This is a genomic window from Rhodococcus sp. IEGM 1379 (genome assembly GCF_030056815.1).
In the GTDB taxonomy this organism is placed as follows: domain Bacteria; phylum Actinomycetota; class Actinomycetes; order Mycobacteriales; family Mycobacteriaceae; genus Rhodococcus_F.
In genome coordinates, this window is sequence record NZ_JASHKR010000009.1 from 73,396 (window position 1) to 92,965 (window position 19,570).

Genomic DNA, 19,570 nt, shown 5'->3' on the forward strand with positions numbered 1-19,570 from the left:
AACCAGCGTCGGTCAATAGAGGCGCGCAGCAACTGAGGGTTGCAGAATTAAGTCAGTGACTTATATGATGTGTTCATGTCCAGTTCGTTAGATCCCAAGAGCGCAATGATTGCCGTCGCCGAACGCATGTTTGCCGAGCGTGGCATCCATGAGGTATCGATGCGTGACGTTGCGGCAGCGGCTGGGCAGCGCAACAACTCTGCCGTCCAATATCACTTCGGTGGGCGAGACGGTTTGGTGCAAGCGGTCTTCCGGTTTCGGATGAGTCAGATTAACGTTGCACGTTTGACGTACCTCGACGACATCGATGCACGTGGTCGAACCGATACGGTTCGGGCCTTGGTCGAAGCGTTCCTCTATCCCTTGTCGGACTTTCTCGCTACTGCAGATGGATCCAACTACGCCCGCTTCATTGCCAGGGTTTCGCCTTCGGTAGACACCATGAGCCCGGAATTTCGCGAAGTCAGTGAAGCGAGCAACGAGGTCGTCTCCCGCCTGGCGCGGGCACTCTCGCATTTGCCGCGTCGCGTTGCGCTCGAACGGATCGACCTGATGTCCAACATGACGGTCTCTGCACTGGCTGTCTTCGAACAGCGACGCGAAGAGGGAATGCCGGTGGTAAAGGCTGACTTCGACACTACCGTCGACCATTTGGTGGACCTGATGGTAGCGGCTCTTCTTGCTCCACAGAGTGGACACACACGAACACGAACCACGTGAGTCGATTGACTCGCGACCCCGCATACAACTGATCGGAGCCTTTCGATGGCCGCACTCACGTCCTCCCGCACCGTTCAAATCGGTAATCACACAATCGAATTCGGACCTCGCGGGATGCGCCGCAATCCCGAGGGTGTGGAGTCGATGCCCTACGAGCGTTTCACGCTGACGCCGGTCACTCCGTTCATCGGCGCCGAGATCAGCAACATTGATCTACGGGATCCCTCGGCGGAGCAGATCGACGATATTCGTCGGGCGCTGCTCGAATGGAAGGTCGTATTTTTCCGCGACCAGAACATCTCCAGCCTCAATCACCGTGACTTCGCCAGTAATTGGGGCGAACTCGAAGTTCACCCATTGCTTCCGCAGGGTGAGGTCCCGGCCGTGGTCCGATTCGAGCGTGGCGAGGACAGTCCGGGGACCGAAAATATCTGGCACGTCGACGTCACGTGGACCAAGACCCCGCCGTTGGGCTCTGTCCTGCGTGCGATCGATGTTCCTCCGGCCGGCGGCGACACACTCTGGGCAGATATGGGCAATGCCTTCGATTGCCTTCCCAACGAGGTCAAGGAACTGATTGACGGGCGCGACGCGATCCATGACTTCGTGCCGTCGTTTGGCCGCGGAATGACTCCTGAGAAGCTCGAACAGATGAAGGAACAGTTCCCGCCGGTGCTGCATCCGATGGTGCGCAAGCATCCCGAAACGGGCCGCAAGACACTGTTCGTGAACAGCCTCTTCACCACTCACATCCCGGATATGGATCCGCTGGAGAGCCGTGATCTGCTCAACCTGTTGTTCGCGCAGGTCAAGGTTCCCGATTTCCAGTGCCGTTTCAAGTGGGCTGCCAATTCAATTGCGTTCTGGGACAACCGGGCAACGCAGCACTACGCGGCAAGCGATTACTTCCCGCATCGCCGCGTCATGGAGCGCGTCGCGATTCTGGGCGACGCACCCTTCTGATCGGGTCTTAGTTCTGCGGAATCCGCACGATGCACCGGAAGCCGACGTGGCAGGTCGAGGACTCTTCGGACTCGCTCTGCCGCGCGGCCGGCCGGTAACGCAAGCAGTAGTTGGGCGCGCACAGGTGTGAGCCGCCCTTGATGACGCGTCGCGCATATGGCTCTCCCACAACGGTTTCCGTCGCGAACTCGGCACGAGGGTTGCGTGGAATGCAGCAGGAGGTCGCGGGCGCAAGATTTTTGGAACTGTGGGCGTGGTCGGACTTGTAGTGATCGGCCGTCCACTCCCATACGTTGCCGGCCATGTCGAGCAATCCGTACCCATTGGGACGAAACTTGCCGACGGGCGCAGTGCGCTCGTACCCGTCCTCGAGCAGGTTCTCCCACGGGAACTGGCCCTGCCACACATTTCCGCCGGGCTTTCCACCCGGAGAGTCCTCGTTGCCCCAGACATAGGCCTGGCGGTCGAGACCACCGCGGGCCGCGAACTCCCACTCAGCTTCGCTGGGCAGTTCTTTGCCGGCCCACTCGGCGTACGCCTGAGCGTCGAAATACGAGACATGGGTGACGGGATGCTTCTCGCGTCCGCCGACATTGCTGTCGGAACCTTCAGGGTGTCGCCAGTCTGCTCCTGGAGTGAAGGACCACCACTGCGTGTAGTCATCGAGGGATACCGGACCGGGCGGGGAATTGAACACCAACGAACCGGGTACCAACAGCGCCGGATCGGCATCGGGGTAGTCCTCGGCCGATGGTGCGATCTCTGCCGTCGTGACATGCCCCGTGGCTTTGACGAAACGTCGGAACTCGGCGACGGTCACGGCCGTCGTATCCATCCAGAAACTGTCGACACTCACCTGGTGAACTGGGCGTTCTTCGGGATAAAAATCCTCGGAGCCCATCCAGAACGTTCCACCCGGAATCAAAGACATATTTTTCGGGGGAGTGCTCATGGCGGGTGATGGCGTCATGAAATCAGCATTGCATGTACCAAGCGCTGACGAAACAACAATCTCATCTGGTGCCCTCGGCAGGATTCGAACCTGCGACCCTTCCTTTAGGAGAGGAATGCTCTATCCCCTGAGCTACGAGGGCGGGGAGCGCATCCGAAAAGCATAGAAACGCATGTTGTACTGCGGTTTTCGCTTAGCGGTTGAGCCTGTGCGGTTGCTTGGCCGGCGGGCACGGGGCCTTGGGCGTCACAGCTGCGGTAGTCAGTGTAGCGGCATGCTGATAACCGCGCGAAGTCGACGGGCTGCCGTGCTCGGTCGGTAGGGTCGAGCAATCCGTTCCGCGGCGACAAAAGGAGTCTCAGTGAGCGATCGTGTTCGTGTCGAGATAGTCGAGTCAGTTGCCTACGTCAGCCTGAATCGGCCGGAGAAGCTCAATGGACTCGACCTCGACACACTCGAAGAGTTGGTGGATGCGGCTCGGTGCATCAAAGCGGATCGCTCGATCCGCGGTGTGATTCTGCAGGGTTCCGGCAAGGCGTTTTCCGCCGGTCTGGATTTTGCGTCGGCGGGAAAGCAACCCAAGCGGATGGCGAAGGCATTTGCGAAACTGCCCGGACAGAAGACCAATCTCTTTCAGCGGGCGTGCTGGGTGTGGCGGGAATTGCCGGTTCCGGTGATCGCAGTGGTGCACGGGCATTGCTTCGGCGGCGGATTGCAGCTTGCGCTCGCTGCCGACTTCCGGTTCAGCACACCGGACTGCACGTTTTCGGTGATGGAAGCCAAATGGGGATTGATCCCCGACATGACGGGAACCGTGACTTTACGTGAGCTCGCGGCGATGGACGTTGTGAAGCGTCTGGCGATGACGGCAGAAATTTTCGACGGCAGGCAGGCTCTCGCGTGGGGGTTGGTCACCGGCGTCGACGAGGATCCACTCGCACAGGCCCGGGAACTGCTGGCGCAGATCATGACTCGATCACCGGATGCGGTCGCGGCAACAAAGACGCTGCTGCACAAGTCGTGGAACAAGTCACCTCGCGGGGCGTTCTGGGTGGAGTCCCGCGTGCAGTTGGCATTGATGCGCGGCAAGAATTACCAGATTGCCCGCGCCGCGAACTCGGCAAAGAAGTTGCCGGAGTTCGTCCTTCGCAAGTTCGGCTAGCGGACCGACTCGGCGACCCGACGGTCGATCTCCCGTGCATTGAGGAGATTGTCCAGTACGAGGACGGCACAGCCGAGGATTCCCGACTGTGCGCCGTGGCTGACGGAAACGATGTGAAGGGAACGGGTGGCAAGGGCAGTTGCATTGCCGTAGACGGACTCCCGAAGGCCGGCGAGGAAAAGTTCGTCGGCTTCGGCCATGTCGCCGCCGATGACAAGTACCTCAGGGTTGAGGAGATTGACCGCGCCGGAAATGACATCACCGACGAGACGGCCGCTGGAGCGGATCAATCGGCGTGCTTCGCTGTCGCCGTCGAGCGCGAGGCGAACGACGTCTCGAACGTGCCCGACGTTGCGACCTTGGGCTTGCAGTGCATCGACGAGAGCCCAACCGCTGGCGACGGTTTCGACGCAACCCACGTCGCCGCAGTGACATTTGATGTCTCGGGCAGCAGCGGTTTTGGTATGCCCGATCTCGCCGGCCGCGCCGAGTGAACCACGTTGGAGAACGCCGCCGAGAACGATGCCTGCACCTAATCCAGTGGAGGCCTTGATCATCAGCAGATTCGGTGCGCTCTCACGTCTTTCGCTGAGTTCGGCCAAAGCCATGACATTGGCATCGTTGTCGGCAAACAGCGGTGCACTGGTTACCGATGCGAGGTACGGCGCCAGTGCGACGCCATCCCAGCCGGACATCATCGGCGAGTCGAGGCTCGCCCCGGCTGCCACGTCGACCGTGCCCGGGATGCTGAGTCCGACGCCGATGACGTCGGTGGACGGCCTCCCAATGCGCTCGAGGATCGATTTCAGATGCTCGGCGATTTCGGGCATCAACTCGGCTGGTCCCACGCCCACTGATTTGTCGATGTCTTCGGCGGTGAGGATTGTGCCGGAGAGGTCGGTGACGGCCAACTGTGCACGCGAGCGGCCGATCGCGACTACAAGGACCAGTCCCGCTGATGTGGCGAAAGTCAGAGTGGACGGCGGACGGCCGCCGGTCGAGGGGCCTTCGTCGTCGTCCGCGATGAGTCCGAGTGACTGTAGTGCGCTCACTCTCGCCGATACCGCCGTCCGAGACAATCCGGTGAGCTTCCCGATTTCGCTGCGAGTGGTCGCGGATCCTGTGCGGATCAGCGAGAACACCTCGCCCGCTGTAGCGGGAGTCGTGAACGGTCGGGTCATGAGTTCTATTCAAGCATTCTCTCTGCGTTACTTCAGGATACAAAAGGTTGATTACTTTAGCACTTGAAGTACGTAAGTGGGTATTGTGAAAAAGCAGAAGTCGGCCTAGGCTGTGTTGTGACTCACGACGAGCAAGGTCCAACAGGTGAGTCGCAGTTCAACAGAATGAGGTCGCCATCATGCATAAGCACCTTCCGATGCCCGTTCCGACTGCCGAGACCTGGGACTGGCAGTTGCGAGGTTCGTGCCGCGGGCACGATTCAGCTGTGTACTTCCATCCGGACGGCGAGCGTGGACATGCTCGCGAGAATCGCGAGCTCAACGCCAAGAAGGTGTGCGCGGGATGCCCGGTGCTGCAGCAGTGCCGAGAGCACGCGCTGTCCGTTCACGAGCCCTACGGAATCTGGGGCGGCATGACGGAAACCGAGCGCGCAGAATATGTGCGATCACTGCGTAAGCGCAGCAACCGAATTCGCGAAGTAGCGCACGCAGTCTGAACCCTCGGGTCAGAGGAGTCCGAACTTCGCGACAGCGTCCAGCAAAGCGCGCGGACGCTCGGCGGTAGGTAGAGGATCGACCAAGACGAATGCGCAACCGAGTTCCCGGGCTGCGCCGTCGGCGATTTCACTGTCGCCCACCATCAATGCGCGTTCGGCGTCGACGTCGAGTTGCGACAGCGCGTACTCGAAGATCTCGACTTCGGGTTTGACGGCACCGATTTCGAAGGACAGTACGAACTCGTCCACCCAGATGTCCCACCCGCGGGCGACAAAGGCCGGCCGGATGTCGAAGGCGATGTTGCTCAGAACTGCGGTTCGGATCCCCTTCTCCGACAATGACTTCAGAACTTCGCCTGCATCGGGGTAGGGCACCCATCGGGCGGGGTCGATCAACAAGCTGTACAGAGCCTCGGCGCGAGCATGGTCGGGCACACCTGACTTGGCGAGAACATCGAGATACGCCTGGCGATGAAGTTTGGGATCGCGGTCACGGTTGTTCCAGGCGTGCAGCCCGGCTTCGTCCATGTCGACGGTCAGGCCGACGGGCGCGGTCATCCGCCGCATCAATTCGGCTTGCGCGTGTACATCCATCGGTTCACCGGCGTGATCGACAAAATGTTCGTCCCAGTCGGAATTTTCTTCGAGACGAAAGAGCGTTCCCGAGAAGTCGAACAGCGTTGCGGTTATTTGCCCGTATTGATGGCCAGTGCTGTCGATGCTCATCGGTACAGGCTATCGGCGTGAGCTTTCGATGCGCGCTCTGAGCCTGTACACGCGTACTTTGGGAGGGCACATTTTTTCCGAGGTTGGTGTGACGGGCAGCGTTCGATGCCTGTGCGCGAGCCGAACGACCAGGGGGATCCTCCGTGTCCGACGACGTGAACCGTGTTGAACTGTCAAAATCTGCAGGTGACGATCCCCACTTGTCGCGGCAACTTTCCAACCGCCATATTCAGCTGATCGCCATCGGCGGCGCTATCGGCACCGGCCTGTTCATGGGTTCGGGCAAGACGATCTCGCTGGCCGGACCGTCCGTGATCTTCGTTTACATGATCATCGGCTTCATGCTCTTCTTCGTCATGCGGGCGATGGGGGAGTTGCTGCTCTCCAACATGTCGTACAAGTCGTTCTCCGACTTCGCGGCCGATCTACTCGGCCCGTGGGCGGGGTTCTTCACCGGTTGGACTTATTGGTTCTGTTGGATTGTCACCGGCATCGCGGACGTGATCGCGATCTCGGGTTACTTCAAGTACTGGTGGCCCGGGTTGGCCGCGTGGATTCCCGCGTTGCTCACGATCGCGGCGCTACTTCTGCTGAACTTGCCGACGGTCAGGGCCTTCGGTGAGGCCGAGTTCTGGTTCGCGCTGATCAAGATCGTTGCCATTGTCGCGCTCATCATCGTGGGCATCGTCATGGTCGTCTCCGGCTTCACAGCACCGAACGGAGCCACATCCGGCATCGACAATCTGTGGAACGACGGCGGCATGTTCCCGACCGGTTTCATGGGCTTCGTAGCCGGATTCCAGATCGCGGTGTTCGCGTTCGTGGGTATCGAATTGGTGGGTACGACGGCGGCCGAGGCAAAGGACCCGGAGAAGAACCTGCCCAAGGCAATCAACTCCATCCCGATTCGTGTGCTGCTGTTTTACGTCGTCGCACTGACCGTCATCATCGCGGTGACGCCGTGGCGCGAGATCGAGGCGGGCAAGAGTCCGTTCGTTGCAATGTTCACCCTCGCCGGACTGGGGATGGCGGCTTCGGTCATCAACTTCGTGGTGCTGACGTCGGCGGCATCGTCGGCCAACTCGGGCATCTACTCCACCTCACGGATGGTGTACGGCCTCGCGCAGGAGGGCGACGCACCGAAGGCGCTGGGCAAACTGAACTCGCGCAAGGTTCCCGCGAACGCGTTGATGTTCTCCTGCATCTTCCTGCTCGCGTCGTTGATTCTGCTGTTCTCGGGCGACTCGGTGATCGAGGCGTTCACTGTCGTGACGACAATCTCAGCGCTGCTTTTCATGTTCGTCTGGACCATCATTCTGGCGAGCTACATGGTGTACCGGAAGCGTCGTCCGCATCTGCATGCGGCGTCGAAGTTCAAGATGCCCGGCGGCGTCGTGATGTGCTGGGTCGTACTTGCTTTCTTCGTCTTCATTTTGTGGGCGTTGACCACGAAGGACGACACGCTGCAAGCGCTCATCGTGACACCGATCTGGTTTGTCGCACTCGGCATCGCCTGGGCGATTATCCGTCGTCGGCCCGCTCACCGGGCACGATACGACGCATTCCGCGCAGAACTCGACGCCAGTCGGCAGTCGGACGAAAAATAGTTTTGGTCAAGAACGTGTAACGGTAGCGGTCACCTTGACCAAACTGTTACATTCGTCGGCAGACAGAGGAGCGGTCTTCACTTGAAGATCGCTGCAGGCCGACGACTGACGGAGTACACACTGTGGGAAACCACCACCGCACGGGCAATTCCAATGTTGCATTCGAGATCGATCCTGATGCAGCAAACGGACGCCACCGCGTTCCGTCGGCTGGGCCGGGCGCCGGCGTCAAAGCGGGTGTCGTAGCTGCGGCTACAGGTGCTCTTCTTGTCGGCGCAGGACAGATGGGTGCCGGCACTGCCGCGGCAGCGCCGGCCACACAAAACATTGCCGGATTCGAGATTCCGCAGGGATTGCTTCCCGTCGGCCTCGAGATTCCGGCCGGGCTGTCGAGCATGCAACTGCCGGCATTGTCCAGCATCGAACTTCCCCCGCTCCCGGACGTCCTGGCGCAGGTCAACGAGCAGGTGCAGCAGTTTACGGGCTCGATCAGCTCTGGTTCGGTCAATCCACTCTCGTCGAACGGCGAGACAGTGCAGCCGGTTTCCGGAACACTGACTTCCGATTTCGGCTCCCGCTGGGGCGCACATCATGGCGGCCTGGACATCGCCGCTCCGATCGGCACCCCGATCCGCGCTGCAGCATCCGGCAAGGTCATCGACGCCGGTCCGGCCTCGGGCTTCGGCTTGTGGGTGCGCGTGCAGCATGACGACGGCGCCGTCACCACTTACGGACATGTCAACGACTACCAGGTCAACGTCGGCCAGCGTGTCAACGCCGGCCAGCAGATCGCGACAGTTGGCAACCGTGGCCAGTCCACCGGCCCGCACCTGCACTTCGAGGTAGCACAGAACGGTGCAAAGGTTGATCCCGCCGCGTGGCTGCGCGCCCGCGGAGTATCGCCTACCTGGGCCTGAAAAACGTTGGCCTGAAAAACGTTGGCCTGAAAAACGTTGGCCTGAAAAAACACTCTTTTCCACTGCGGTGGTACCGGGACTTGCTCCGGGTACCGCCGCAGTTTTTGTTTTGCCGTAGTTTTCGTTTCCCGATCCACCCCGGCGGTTAGTCTTCAGAGATGCTGCCGACGTTCACCTGAATCTTGGCTTCTGATCTTCGAACAATCTACGGACACAATAACTTTCGAAATGGAGAATCAGGGAGTGCGGCCGAGACTGTGCATATCGGCGCAAGGCGCAACTCTGTATTGCCCGCGATGGGTGGGTGGGGATCGCCTGGTGGAGAGGGCGCGCAGGCATATCGAGAACATGCGGCGAGGCAACTCTGTCCATACGTGGGCAGACTAATTGACTTATCCGTCAACAGTTTCGAGCATATTTTTGCGTTGTCGACAATGGTCGACCCGGACAGCGCGGGCTAACTGCGATGGCTACAGTAGAAGTGGCTCGATAACTTCTTACGGAAGGTGGGCACATGAGTTCACGCGAACACAACAATGTCGTCGTCGGAGTAGACGGGTCGGACACGTCGTCCAGCGCGCTCCGCGAAGCTGCAAAGATTGCCGCACAGCGCGAATTACGTCTCGATATCCTGCATGCGCTCGACTTTGCGCCGTACGGATTCGGCGGACCGTACATCGATGCGGGCGGCGTTTACGAATGGATCGAAGAAGCAGGCAAAGAAGTCCTCGCGGAAGCCGAGAAGTTTGCCCGCGAGGTCGCGCCCACGGTGACCATTCACAGTGAGATCGCGATCGGCAGCCCGACGCAGTGGCTGTTGGAGAGTTCTGCAAAGGCGAGGCTCGCAGTCGTCGGGGCGTCGTCGTCCGGCAAGACAGCGACGGCTGTTCTCGGCAATACGGCGGTCGGTGTGGCGAGCCACGGTAAGTGCCCCGTGATCGTTGTTCGCGAACGCGACGGCGTCGTACCGTCCGAGGGGCCCGTCGTGGTGGGTGTCGACGGCAGCGCTCTGAGCGCTCAGGCCGTGGGCGCGGCGTTCGAGGAAGCGTCGTTCCGCGGCGCAGAGCTTGTGGCCGTTCACGTGTGGAGTGACCTCGGAACTGCAGCCTTCGAGGATCCTCGCGCTGCCGCGCTGGCGCCGCAGTCGTTCGAGGAGGAAGAGCACGCGGTACTGAGCGAAAGCCTGGCCGGGTGGTGCGAAAAGTACCCCGACGTGGTCGTACGACGCGAAATCTATCTCGACAATCCGCGTGGACGTCTCCTCGAGTGGTCTGCCCGTGCGCAATTGGTTGTTGTCGGTAGCCGTGGTCGTGGTGGATTCCGCGGAATGCTTCTCGGCTCGACCAGCAACACGCTGATCGCCAACGCACAATGCTCGGTGATGGTGGTTCGTCCCGAAGATTCCTGATCGCTGAAGTTTGTGGCCTGGCCCGTTCATTTCGGTCATCGAATATGAACGGGCCAGTCACATGAATACGGACTCATGTTCCGTAGTGTTCGGGTGAGTAATGTTCGGCGTGAGGTGTGCCTGCAGCACACTCGGCAATCGTCAGGATTGGGGTTACAACGTGCGTATCGGTATGGGATTGAACTACAGCGGCGGGTTCGCTGAAACAGTAGAAGAGGTCGGTGACCTCGAAAAGGCCGGTTTGGACATCGCCTTCGTCCCCGAGGCCTACTCGTTCGACGCTGTCAGCCAACTCGGCTACCTGGCGGCCAAGACGTCGACCATCGAGCTTGCCTCCGGCATCTTCCAGATTTACACCCGTACGCCGTCGCTGACCGCGATGACTGCCGCCGGCCTCGACTTCGTGTCAAACGGACGTTTTGTCATGGGCATCGGTGCCTCCGGCCCGCAGGTGATCGAAGGCTTTCACGGCGTCAAGTACGACGCTCCGCTGGGACGCACCCGCGAGGTAGTCGAAATTTGCCGCAAGGTGTGGCGCCGCGAGAAGGTCGAGTACCAGGGCAAGTATTACCAGGTGCCGCTGCCGGCCGAAAAGGGCACCGGGCTGGGCAAGCCGCTCAAGCTGATCAATCATCCTGTACGCGAGCGTATTCCGATCTTGATCGCATCGCTCGGCCCCAAGAACGTGGAACTTACCGCCGAAATCGCCGAGGGCTGGGAGCCTATCTTCTTCCACCCGGAGAAGGCGGCGAGTGTGTGGGGCGAGCCGATCGCGAAGGGTAAGGCCAAGCGCGATCCCAGTCTCGGTGAACTCCAGGTCTACGCATCCCCGGCGTTGGCCATCGGCGACGACGTCGACCACATGCTCGACTGGGTGCGACCCAGCCTCGCCCTCTACATCGGCGGCATGGGTGCCAAGGGAAAGAACTTCTACAACGACCTTGCCATCCGCTACGGCTACGAGGAAGCTGCCGCGAAGATTCAGGATCTCTACCTTGCGGGTAAGAAAGACGAAGCAGCAGCGGCCGTTCCGGACGAGTTGGTGCGCGCTATCTCCCTCATCGGACCCGAAAGCTACGTCAAGGAACGCGTCGCAGCATTCGCGGAAGCCGGCGTCACCACCCTCAACGTCACCCCGTTGGCGGCTGATCGCGCGGGCCGTGTCGCGCTGATCGAGAAGTTCCGGAAGATTTGTGACTAACTGCTGTGCGGCTTTCCTCACCACCCGCGGGTGGTAAAGGCACACAGCAAGCGGGACCTTGTGCACTTATGAGGCAACTGCTCGTCGCCCTATCGTGAGGTGTGTGGCCAGGGTTTGTTCGTGAATCCGCCACAACCGGCCTCGTTGACGCCCGTCAGGGATGTTGGCGGGGCCGTCGCCGTGTTCGGGTTGCACAGTCGACTTGCGGGCAGGACCGTCATGTCCGATTCGGGACCTTCTGGTGTTGATGACCCTATTTGCGGTACTCGAGCAATAGTGTGAAGGCAATAGTGTGGTGGCGGAGAACTCCGTGGCACCGCGCGCTGCGGAGTTTCGAACAGTCTGATCGTGAAGGGACGAACATGAGTGCAAACCAACCCGTCGTCGTAGCAGTGGACGGTTCCGAGTCCGCGTCGTCGGCAGTTGTGTGGGCTGCTCACACGGCCGCGACATTGGGCCGTCCCCTTCACATCGTGACGGTGGTGCATATTCCGGCGTTCTACTACTCCGAGCCGTATCTGGCCGAGAGTTTCAAGGAGGAACTGCACCGCACTGCACGCGCGCGTCTCGACAGCGCCAAGATTCTGGCTCATCAGAGCGTCGACGGCGATCTCGAGGTTGTGACCGAGCAACTCACCGGTAGCGTCTCCGATTCGCTCATCGAACTGTCGAAGCGCGCCTACATGATGGCGTTGGGTCCGCGTGGGCATGGTGAATTCACCGGTCTGGTCGTCGGTTCGGTGACGGTTTCGCTTGTCTCGCACGGTGAATCGCCGGTAGCGGTGGTTCGGGGACGGACGTTGGACGGCCATCCGCCTACCGAGGGGCCCGTCGTGGTTGGCGTGGACGGTTCCGAGAACAGCATCGAAGCTATCGAGCATGCCTTCGAGCAGGCCTCGGCGCGTGGAGCCACACTCATTGCAGTCAACGTGTGGAGCGATGTCAGTGTGCAGCCTTCACTGGGCGCAACCCCGGAGGATCCACTGTGGGGCAGCATTCAGACCGGCGAAGAGGTGGTTCTGGCCGAGCAGTTGGCCGGGTTCACCGATCGGTACCCGGACGTTGTGGTCGAGCGCGTGGTCGCACGGGATCGCCCGGTACGAGTGCTCAGCGAATATGCCGAGACAGCGCAGTTGATCGTTGTCGGCAGTCGCGGACGCGGCGGCTTCGTGGGAATGCTCCTCGGCTCGACCAGTCGGGCGCTCCTCCACACCGCCGACTGCCCGGTGCTGATTGTGCGGCACAAGTAGTACGCATTACGCGTTGTTTCCGATCGATTCAAAATTCCAAGAAGGGCTTCAATGACTACGCGCGTGTTCCTGGTCGACGATCACGAGATCGTCCGGCGTGGACTGTTCGATCTACTCGGCGGCGTCGAGGATTTCGAGGTGGTCGGTGAAGCGTCGTCGGTACGGGAAGCCATGGCTGTGATCCCACAGCGCAACGTCGACGTCGCGGTCCTCGACGTGCGCCTGGCCGACGGCAACGGCGTCGAGTTGTGCCGTGACCTCCGGTCGATTCTGCCGGACCTGCGGTGCTTGATGCTGACGTCGTATGCCGACGATGAAGCACTGCTCGACGCCATCATGGCCGGCGCTTCGGGGTTTGTGCTGAAGCAGATCCTGGGCACGGATCTTGTTGCGGCAGTGCGCACTGTGGGTCTCGGTGGTTCCTTGCTGGACAGCCGGGCCACCGAGGCATTGATGCAACGCATCCGTAGCGAGCGCACGGCCGATCCCTTGGCCGAACTTTCCGATCAGGAACGTGCGGTGTTCGACCTGATCGGGGAGGGGCTGACCAACCGCGAGATCGGCGCTCGACTCTTCTTGGCGGAGAAGACAGTCAAGAACTATGTGACGCGACTGCTCTCGAAGTTGGGTATGCAGCGCAGAACTCAGGCCGCAGTACTGGCCACCGAGTTGCGCAGCAAGTAGCTCAGGGCTTCTCGCGTCGCAGCGGCACCCGCCACACCAGGCGGGTGCCCTGCGGTTCGCGGTTACCGATTGTGCAAGTGCCACCGCAGTGTTCGGCACGTCGTTCCAGATTGTGCAGCCCGCTTTTGTGTACACCGGCGGGGATGCCGTTGCCGTCGTCGTCGATGGTGATCGCGAATTCGAGATTGGCAGTCACCGAGATGGTGATGGTGTCGGCCTGCGCGTGACGCAGCACGTTACTCAGGCCCTCGCGGAGCACTGCTTCGGCATGCGGATGGATGCCGGCTTTGACCAGAGTGTCGATGGCCCCGGAGAACTGCACACTCGGAGTGACAGTCGATTGTGCTGTGGCATCGGCGATTACGTCGAGGAGGCGTCGACGCAAGCTTGTCGAGTCTGCGGTGGCTGGTGTCTGGAGATCGAAGATGGTGGTGCGGATTTCACGGACAGTCTGGTCCAGTTGCTCGAGCGACCTGGTGACGATGGCGCGTGCGGAGGCCGGGAGACTCGAATCCGGCAGGGTGCTCTGCAGGCTCATCCCACTGGCAAACAGGCGTTGAATGACGTTGTCGTGCAGATCGCGGGCAATGCGATCGCGGTCTGCGAGCACCGACAGTAGGCGTTGGCCGCGTTGTTTGCGATCGAATTCAATTGCCACGGAACCAATCTCGGCCATCGATTCGATTCGAGTAAGCTCGTCCGAGTCCCACAGCGTGTTTGTCGAATCAGAGGCGAGCAGGAGTGCGCCCACCACGCCGGACCCAATGGTCATCGGTGAGAGGACGGCGCTGACGGCCGTGGGGACCAATTCCGCTACAGCTCCGAGGTCGGTGAAGACCTGTACCTTGTGCGTTTGCCGAACAATGTTGAAAGGGTAAGTATCTGCCGGAATGCGTATTCCGCGCGAAGTGGGTCGAGCGCTGGCGGCAGTGTGGACCTGAGCGTAGCCGTCTTCACAGATGACCACGATGACGTCGTCGGCGCCGGTAAGGTCGCGGACCCGCGTGGCGAGAAGTTGCAGACCGTCTTCGAGGGAGTCGCCTGCCAGCAATCTCGTCCGTACGGCTGACATTGCGGTGAGCCATCTTTCGCGGGTCCGAGACTGTTCGAACAGGCGGGCGTTCTCGGCGGCCATTCCGGCTGCGATGGCGAGGGCCTCGAGAATGACCTCGTCCTCTTCGGTGAACTCTGCGGCGCCGCGCTTCTCGGTGAGGTAGATACTGCCGAATACCTCGCCGCGCATCATGATCGGTGCACCCAGGAAGCTGTCCATCGGAGGATGATTGGCGGGAAAGCCGACAGATTCCGGATGAGCGCCCAAGTGTGAGACTCGCAACGTCTTGGGATCGTTCATGAGGACGCCGAGCACGCCGTGGCCCTCCGGGAAGTGTCCCATCGCTTGCCGTAGGGGTTCATCGATGCCCTCGTACACGAACTCGGCGAGGCCGCCGCTGGGCGCACGCACACCCAACGCTCCGTACCGGCAATTCAATACGGTGGTTGCTGCGGTGATGATGCGCTGCAAAGTCAGATCGAGATCGAGACCGGAACCGACAACAAGAACGGCTTCGAGAAGCCGGTGGAGCGTGGGGATATCGGCGTCGGTATGAGCAAGTCGCTCCAGTACCTCACCGAAAGTTCGTGTCGGACTGTGGCCCGAAGAATCGATCATTAGCGAAGCATATCGGTTCGCGAGTGTTCAGATTGCGCGAGTTCGCTCGTCCCACCACTGTTTCCAATGATGTTCGATCTCCGCGAACTCATCTCCGCTGAGATCATAGGTGGCCAGAAGGATTTGGAGTCCCTGATGGGGGCGGTGCGAGCCTGCGGGCTGCGTTGCGCAGACCAATAATCCGGGACCAAGGTCTTCGATTGTCACTCCTGTTTGCAGGTCGCTTACATAGTCGACGACGCCTTCGGCGTAATCCCCGGGAGCCAGGGTGGCGTTGTAGCGGGTGCCGGGCACCGCTGCGACGGAGTCGAGTCCGAGAACAGAAGCAGCTGTTTCACCGGGGCGGAGTGGGCCGTCGAGGTAAATCGTTCTGCGCTCGGCCAATCCGTGGTGCTCGACGCCGAACTTCAAGAAATGCAGGAAGGTTGTCCAGCCTTCGGTGACGTCCGCGAACCATTCGTCGTCGGGGCGTCGAGGTGGGCGAGTGATTCGGACGATCGTCGTGCCGTCATTTTCGATGAGAGAGAATTGATCGCCGTTGCCGAGTATGAGGGTGAACGCATCGGGATCGGCTTCAGCAGTGGAGTAGATGTACTCGATCTCGTCGTCGAGTTCGGCGCAGTCCCAGCCGTGCCAACGCCGAATCAATGCGGGATCAATGAGCGCGGGCCACAAGGCAGCGCGCGGTGATACGACGGATATTTCGATTACCGTTTCGGTCACTGCAGCACCGCTTTCACAAGTATCGCTTTCACACCCGTGACGCTACCGGCACCGTAATTGCATTGCGACGGTAATTGCATTGCGACGGTTATTACATTGCGACTGTCAACAGGAATGCGACGTCTTCGAGTGCCTCGACACTGTGGCGCTGGGCCGGGACGGCGAGGAAATCTCCGGTGGAACCCTTCCACTGATCGTCGCCGCACACGAGGTTGAGTTTGCCGCTGAGTACCAGCAACGTTGCTTCGCCGGGGCTGTCATGCTCGGCGAGACTCTTGCCGGCACTGAGCGCGATCACTGTTTGCCGCAGGCTGCGCTGATGGCCGCCGTAGACGGTTTGGGAACTGCGACCGCTGCTGGCAGTGGCCGCCAGCTTCAACTGTTGGCGAGCGAGGGCTGTCAGTGACTTCTTGTCCATCGAAGACCTCTCGGGGTTGCTGCGATCATCTCGGTTCCCCGAGTATGACCGACGCGCGTCCGGAGTGCCTGACGAACGGACTAAGTGATCAGCTAGTCGATTCGTGGCGTGCGTATTCCAGCCAGCGGAACCGTAGCCCGCTTTTCTCCGACGTCTGCCAGGGCTCGTCGGAACACAGTGTCCACTCGGGTCCGACGACGGGAGCATACGCGTCGCCGGCAATGTCGAGATCAATTTCGGTGACGAGTAGCTTGGTTGCGAATGGCATTGCTGCCGAATAGATTTGACCGCCGCCGATAACGCAGACATCAGCGTCCGATAGTGCCAGTGCGTCATCGAGACTGTGTGCGGCTTCGGTTCCGTCTGCAGCCCATGTCGTGTCGCGGGTGACAACAATATTTCGGCGACCACTGAACGGCCGGAACTTGGGCGGTATCGAATCCCACGTCAACCGGCCCATGATCACGGGATGTCCCATGGTGACGTTCTTGAAATACGCCATGTCCTCGGAGAGGTGCCACGGAATGGTGTTGCCTTGGCCGATGACACGATTGTTCGCCTGAGCCCAGACGAGCGTGACTGCGCGGTCGCTCATGATCAGACTGCGACCGGGGCCTTGATGGCCGGATGGTGTTGATATCCAACGATTTCGACGTCCTCGAAGGTGTAGTCGAAGATGGAATCGCGCTTGGTCAGTTTCAAGGTCGGCAGGTCGAGTGGCGTCCGGCTGAGCTGCTCGGCGACCTGGTCGATGTGATTGTCGTAGACATGGCAGTCGCCGCCGGTCCAGATGAACTCACCGACGTCGAGGTTGGCTTGTTGCGCCATCATGTGCGTGAGGAGTGCGTAGCTGGCGATGTTGAACGGGACACCGAGGAACATGTCGGCGCTGCGCTGGTACAGCTGGCACGAGAGTTTGCCGTCGGCGACATAGAACTGGAAGAACGCGTGGCACGGAGCGAGCGCCATCTGCGGAATATCGGCCACATTCCAGGCGGAGACGATGATGCGTCGGGAATCGGGATTGGACCGCAGGGTTTCGACGGTCTGCGTGATCTGGTCGATGTGCTCACCGGACGGAGTGGGCCAGCTGCGCCACTGGACGCCGTAGACGGGGCCGAGTTCGCCGTTCTCGTCGGCCCACTCATCCCAGATTTTGACGCCGTGCTCGTGCAGCCAGGCAATGTTGGAATCGCCGCGCAGGAACCACAGGAGTTCGTTGACTATCGACTTGAGGTGCACCTTCTTGGTGGTGACCAAGGGGAAACCGTCGGCAAGATCGAAGCGCATCTGGTGACCGAAGATGCTGCGGGTGCCGGTGCCGGTGCGATCGGCTTTGGGGGTGCCGGTCTCCATTACGAGCTTCAGCAGGTCTTCATAAGCGGTGGAGACAGTCACGGCCAACAGTCTAGGGCACGCACGATAGCCTCCTTCAATGCATGAACTCTTCGTGATCGGCGTCGGCGCCGGTGACCCCGATCAAGTGACGATCCAAGCTATCAAGGCCATGAACAGGGCAGATACGTTTTTTGTGATCGGTAAAGGGAGCGAAAAGCAAGATCTGGTGGACCTGCGAACCGGGATTCTCCGTGAACATGTGACCGGCGAATATCGCATTGTCGAGATCACCGATCCGCCGAGAGATCGGACACCTTCGGACTACGAAGGTGTTGTGGACGACTGGCACGACCGGCGGGCCTCGATCTTCGAGAAAGAATTTGCAGCCGAAGCCGGTATCGGCGCGATCCTCGTCTGGGGCGACCCGTCGCTCTACGACAGCACCCTGCGCATCGTCGAACGGGTTCTTGCTCGCGGCAATGTCACCTTCGACTACTCCGTGATTCCGGGAATCACCAGCGTCCAGTCCTTGGCGGCGCAGCACCGCATGGTGCTCAACCGCATCGGCGAACCGATCCACATCACCACCGGACGCAATCTCGCCGACGGGTTGCCCGACGGAGTCGACAACGCCGTCGTGATGCTCGACGCGAACTGCACCTTCACCGAGGTTGCCGGGAATGAGGTCGAAATCTGGTGGGGTGCCTATCTGGGCACCCGCCACGAAGTATTGATCGCCGGGAATCTGCGCGATGTGGAAGACGAGATCGTGCGCACGCGGTCCGAGTTGCGTCAGCAGCACGGTTGGATCATGGACACGTATCTGGTGCGTCGCTGACGCACGTTCGGTTGGGCCGAATTTCGTTCGCCTTGTCCGTTATATCGCAGCAATGGATTAGCACACCTATGCTTTGCGCATGATGTGGTTCGGACCGGGCGGTCGGCAAGTGATCGTGCCGGTTCGGCGTGGAACGCCGCAGGCAGACTGGCGAACTGCGATGGGACTGCTTGTCCAGTGGTTCAAGCGCCCGGACCCATTCGATACTTTCACCCGCTACATAGCGTCGAAAGGCCTCGAATTGTGGGGACGCTTGCTGCTTATCTGTTCGTTGGTATCCGTTGCAGTCACCATGTCGCTACTTCGATTCAGCGACCAAGGTATCCACAACCAGATAACCAGTGTCATCAACGCGATGATTATCGTTGCCACGCTCTTGATGATCATCCCGTTCGCGTGTATCCCGACATTCACGCGACGCTGGTCGTATGTCTTCCTCGTATATGCAGAAATCGGTGTGCCGGCAGGCATATTTCTCAACAAGAATCCGCTAGTCGGATTGCTTCAATGCAGCGTGTTCGGACTCTTCGGCGCGTATATCGCGTTTTTTCACAGTTCGAGGGTGCAGACCGCGCATATGATTTTTGCTGTCATCGTCCTGTTGGTGATCGGGCACCAGGTTGCTGAGTACACGGATCCGGCGCTAGCCGTCTCACTGGGTTTTCTCATCTTCTCGAGCATCACGGTTGTTCCCTTCACCTGTCAGTTCATGCTCTCGTTGTTGGGCACGGATGCGGAGAATTCCGAACTCGATCCCCTCACCGGATTGCTTAATCGACGAGGATTGCAAAGAGCCGTCGACGAGCGGGGAGTGGCAGCCAGTCCACCGCGCGAAGCGTCGTACGTAGTTGCGATTGTCGACGTCGACAATTTCAAAACCGTTAACGACACGTTGGGTCACGAGGAGGGCGATCGAGTTCTTCGCGAGTTGGCGGAGCGGCTGCGGGAGTGCGGTGGCAACCACGCGTTGGTCTCCCGATTCGGAGGGGACGAGTTTGTCTTGGTCGACACGGTCCCGGTGGGATCCGAGGAACAACTCACGAAGGATTTTGCACGGAAGCTACGCCTCGACAATCGCGATCCAGTTGTCACAACCAGCGTGGGTATCGCAATTGCATCGACAACTCGGCTGGCTCTCGACGCAGAAGGCGTACTGGCGGAGTTGTTTCGAATCGCAGACGAAGCCATGTACCGCGCGAAGTCGTCCGGCGGCGACCAGGTGCTTTTGTGTCACAGCTTCGGCCAGGCGGCGGCAGATTAGCGTCGTCTCGGTCCCCGAGTTTTCCGAAGTCGGGCAGGGCACGGGCTAATTC

At 60.3% G+C, this 19,570-nt stretch carries 20 protein-coding genes and 1 tRNA gene; 12 read left to right on the top strand and 9 right to left on the bottom strand.

Going from position 1 to position 19,570, the window contains the following annotated elements:
- The first annotated feature begins 75 nt into the window (after positions 1-75).
- Both QM600_RS08105 and QM600_RS08110 read left to right on the top strand, forming a co-directional pair.
- Positions 76-720: a TetR/AcrR family transcriptional regulator gene (locus QM600_RS08105; protein ID WP_283260949.1), complete on the top strand. Its 645-nt coding sequence runs from the start codon at positions 76-78 to the stop codon at positions 718-720.
- Positions 721-765: 45 nt separating this feature from the next.
- Positions 766-1,683 (top strand): TauD/TfdA dioxygenase family protein, encoded by a 918-nt coding sequence (locus QM600_RS08110; RefSeq protein ID WP_283260950.1) that lies wholly within the window; start codon positions 766-768, stop codon positions 1,681-1,683.
- 7 nt (positions 1,684-1,690) lie between these two features.
- Here the strand turns inward: QM600_RS08110 and QM600_RS08115 are convergent, their stop codons facing one another.
- Both QM600_RS08115 and QM600_RS08120 read right to left on the bottom strand, forming a co-directional pair.
- Entirely contained in the window at positions 1,691-2,653 is a 963-nt protein-coding gene (locus tag QM600_RS08115; RefSeq protein ID WP_283260951.1) for a formylglycine-generating enzyme family protein, read from the bottom strand.
- A gap of 48 nt (positions 2,654-2,701) precedes the next feature.
- A tRNA-Arg gene (locus QM600_RS08120) sits at positions 2,702-2,777 on the bottom strand.
- A gap of 219 nt (positions 2,778-2,996) precedes the next feature.
- Here QM600_RS08120 and QM600_RS08125 point away from each other — a divergent pair.
- Positions 2,997-3,797, top strand: a complete 801-nt coding sequence (locus tag QM600_RS08125; RefSeq protein WP_283260952.1) for a crotonase/enoyl-CoA hydratase family protein — start codon at positions 2,997-2,999, stop codon at positions 3,795-3,797.
- Here QM600_RS08125 and QM600_RS08130 read toward each other — a convergent pair.
- Positions 3,794-4,978: an ROK family transcriptional regulator gene (locus QM600_RS08130; protein WP_283260953.1), complete on the bottom strand. Its 1,185-nt coding sequence runs from the start codon at positions 4,976-4,978 to the stop codon at positions 3,794-3,796. The two genes, QM600_RS08125 and QM600_RS08130, sit on opposite strands and share 4 nt — an antisense overlap.
- Positions 4,979-5,157: 179 nt before the next feature.
- Between QM600_RS08130 and QM600_RS08135 the strand changes: the two genes are divergently transcribed.
- Positions 5,158-5,475, top strand: a complete 318-nt coding sequence (locus tag QM600_RS08135; RefSeq protein ID WP_094271508.1) for a WhiB family transcriptional regulator — start codon at positions 5,158-5,160, stop codon at positions 5,473-5,475.
- Positions 5,476-5,484: 9 nt separating this feature from the next.
- Here the strand turns inward: QM600_RS08135 and QM600_RS08140 are convergent, their stop codons facing one another.
- Positions 5,485-6,201 carry an HAD family hydrolase gene (locus QM600_RS08140; RefSeq protein ID WP_283260954.1) on the bottom strand — a complete coding sequence of 239 codons (717 nt, stop codon included), beginning with the start codon at positions 6,199-6,201 and terminating at the stop codon, positions 5,485-5,487.
- Positions 6,202-6,344: 143 nt separating this feature from the next.
- Here QM600_RS08140 and cycA point away from each other — a divergent pair, with 143 nt between their 5' ends.
- The 6 genes from cycA to QM600_RS08170 all read left to right on the top strand — a co-directional run bounded on the left by cycA (position 6,345) and on the right by QM600_RS08170 (position 13,268).
- Entirely contained in the window at positions 6,345-7,808 is a 1,464-nt protein-coding gene (gene cycA, locus QM600_RS08145) for a D-serine/D-alanine/glycine transporter (protein ID WP_283260955.1), read from the top strand.
- A gap of 122 nt (positions 7,809-7,930) precedes the next feature.
- A complete protein-coding gene (locus QM600_RS08150; protein ID WP_283260956.1) occupies positions 7,931-8,725 on the top strand; it encodes a M23 family metallopeptidase in 795 nt (264 codons plus the stop codon).
- 514 nt (positions 8,726-9,239) lie between these two features.
- On the top strand, positions 9,240-10,133 hold the full coding sequence (locus tag QM600_RS08155; RefSeq protein ID WP_283260957.1) for a universal stress protein: 894 nt from the start codon (positions 9,240-9,242) through the stop codon (positions 10,131-10,133).
- Positions 10,134-10,293: 160 nt separating this feature from the next.
- Positions 10,294-11,334 (top strand): LLM class F420-dependent oxidoreductase, encoded by a 1,041-nt coding sequence (locus QM600_RS08160; protein WP_283260958.1) that lies wholly within the window; start codon positions 10,294-10,296, stop codon positions 11,332-11,334.
- Between the two features lie 362 nt (positions 11,335-11,696).
- Positions 11,697-12,584, top strand: a complete 888-nt coding sequence (locus QM600_RS08165) for a universal stress protein (protein WP_283260959.1) — start codon at positions 11,697-11,699, stop codon at positions 12,582-12,584.
- 51 nt (positions 12,585-12,635) lie between these two features.
- A complete protein-coding gene (locus QM600_RS08170) occupies positions 12,636-13,268 on the top strand; it encodes a response regulator (RefSeq protein ID WP_283260960.1) in 633 nt (210 codons plus the stop codon).
- A 1-nt stretch (position 13,269) separates the two neighbouring features.
- Here QM600_RS08170 and QM600_RS08175 read toward each other — a convergent pair whose 3' ends face one another.
- The 5 genes from QM600_RS08175 to QM600_RS08195 form a co-directional block, all read right to left on the bottom strand.
- Entirely contained in the window at positions 13,270-14,940 is a 1,671-nt protein-coding gene (locus QM600_RS08175) for a sensor histidine kinase (protein WP_283260961.1), read from the bottom strand.
- Between the two features lie 27 nt (positions 14,941-14,967).
- Positions 14,968-15,663 (bottom strand): SRPBCC family protein, encoded by a 696-nt coding sequence (locus tag QM600_RS08180; RefSeq protein WP_283260962.1) that lies wholly within the window; start codon positions 15,661-15,663, stop codon positions 14,968-14,970.
- A gap of 91 nt (positions 15,664-15,754) precedes the next feature.
- Positions 15,755-16,081: a cupin domain-containing protein gene (locus QM600_RS08185; protein WP_283260963.1), complete on the bottom strand. Its 327-nt coding sequence runs from the start codon at positions 16,079-16,081 to the stop codon at positions 15,755-15,757.
- 88 nt (positions 16,082-16,169) lie between these two features.
- Positions 16,170-16,676, bottom strand: coding sequence for a dihydrofolate reductase (locus QM600_RS08190; protein ID WP_283260964.1), 507 nt, complete (start codon positions 16,674-16,676; stop codon positions 16,170-16,172).
- Positions 16,677-16,678: 2 nt separating this feature from the next.
- The gene (locus QM600_RS08195) at positions 16,679-17,479 is read right to left on the bottom strand and encodes a thymidylate synthase (protein ID WP_283260965.1); all 801 of its coding nucleotides are present in this window, start codon (positions 17,477-17,479) and stop codon (positions 16,679-16,681) included.
- A gap of 37 nt (positions 17,480-17,516) precedes the next feature.
- Here QM600_RS08195 and cobF point away from each other — a divergent pair, with 37 nt between their 5' ends.
- Both cobF and QM600_RS08205 read left to right on the top strand, forming a co-directional pair.
- On the top strand, positions 17,517-18,257 hold the full coding sequence (gene cobF / locus QM600_RS08200; RefSeq protein WP_283260966.1) for a precorrin-6A synthase (deacetylating): 741 nt from the start codon (positions 17,517-17,519) through the stop codon (positions 18,255-18,257).
- 79 nt (positions 18,258-18,336) lie between these two features.
- Positions 18,337-19,518 carry a GGDEF domain-containing protein gene (locus QM600_RS08205; protein ID WP_283260967.1) on the top strand — a complete coding sequence of 394 codons (1,182 nt, stop codon included), beginning with the start codon at positions 18,337-18,339 and terminating at the stop codon, positions 19,516-19,518.
- Positions 19,519-19,570: the final 52 nt, after the last annotated feature.

Excerpts from the sequence above, each read along its gene's own strand:
- QM600_RS08205 (WP_283260967.1), top strand. The coding sequence starts at position 18,337 with ATGATGTGGTTCGGACCGGGCGGTCGGCAAGTGATCGTGCCGGTTCGG.
- QM600_RS08115 (WP_283260951.1), bottom strand. The coding sequence starts at position 2,653 with ATGACGCCATCACCCGCCATGAGCACTCCCCCGAAAAATATGTCTTTG.
- QM600_RS08130 (WP_283260953.1), bottom strand. The coding sequence starts at position 4,978 with ATGACCCGACCGTTCACGACTCCCGCTACAGCGGGCGAGGTGTTCTCG.
- QM600_RS08135 (WP_094271508.1), top strand. The coding sequence starts at position 5,158 with ATGCATAAGCACCTTCCGATGCCCGTTCCGACTGCCGAGACCTGGGAC.
- QM600_RS08155 (WP_283260957.1), top strand. The coding sequence starts at position 9,240 with ATGAGTTCACGCGAACACAACAATGTCGTCGTCGGAGTAGACGGGTCG.
- QM600_RS08175 (WP_283260961.1), bottom strand. The coding sequence starts at position 14,940 with ATGATCGATTCTTCGGGCCACAGTCCGACACGAACTTTCGGTGAGGTA.
- QM600_RS08190 (WP_283260964.1), bottom strand. The coding sequence starts at position 16,676 with ATGAGCGACCGCGCAGTCACGCTCGTCTGGGCTCAGGCGAACAATCGT.
- cobF (WP_283260966.1), top strand. The coding sequence starts at position 17,517 with ATGCATGAACTCTTCGTGATCGGCGTCGGCGCCGGTGACCCCGATCAA.
- QM600_RS08105 (WP_283260949.1), top strand. The coding sequence starts at position 76 with ATGTCCAGTTCGTTAGATCCCAAGAGCGCAATGATTGCCGTCGCCGAA.
- QM600_RS08110 (WP_283260950.1), top strand. The coding sequence starts at position 766 with ATGGCCGCACTCACGTCCTCCCGCACCGTTCAAATCGGTAATCACACA.
- QM600_RS08165 (WP_283260959.1), top strand. The coding sequence starts at position 11,697 with ATGAGTGCAAACCAACCCGTCGTCGTAGCAGTGGACGGTTCCGAGTCC.
- QM600_RS08140 (WP_283260954.1), bottom strand. The coding sequence starts at position 6,201 with ATGAGCATCGACAGCACTGGCCATCAATACGGGCAAATAACCGCAACG.
- QM600_RS08185 (WP_283260963.1), bottom strand. The coding sequence starts at position 16,081 with ATGGACAAGAAGTCACTGACAGCCCTCGCTCGCCAACAGTTGAAGCTG.
- QM600_RS08170 (WP_283260960.1), top strand. The coding sequence starts at position 12,636 with ATGACTACGCGCGTGTTCCTGGTCGACGATCACGAGATCGTCCGGCGT.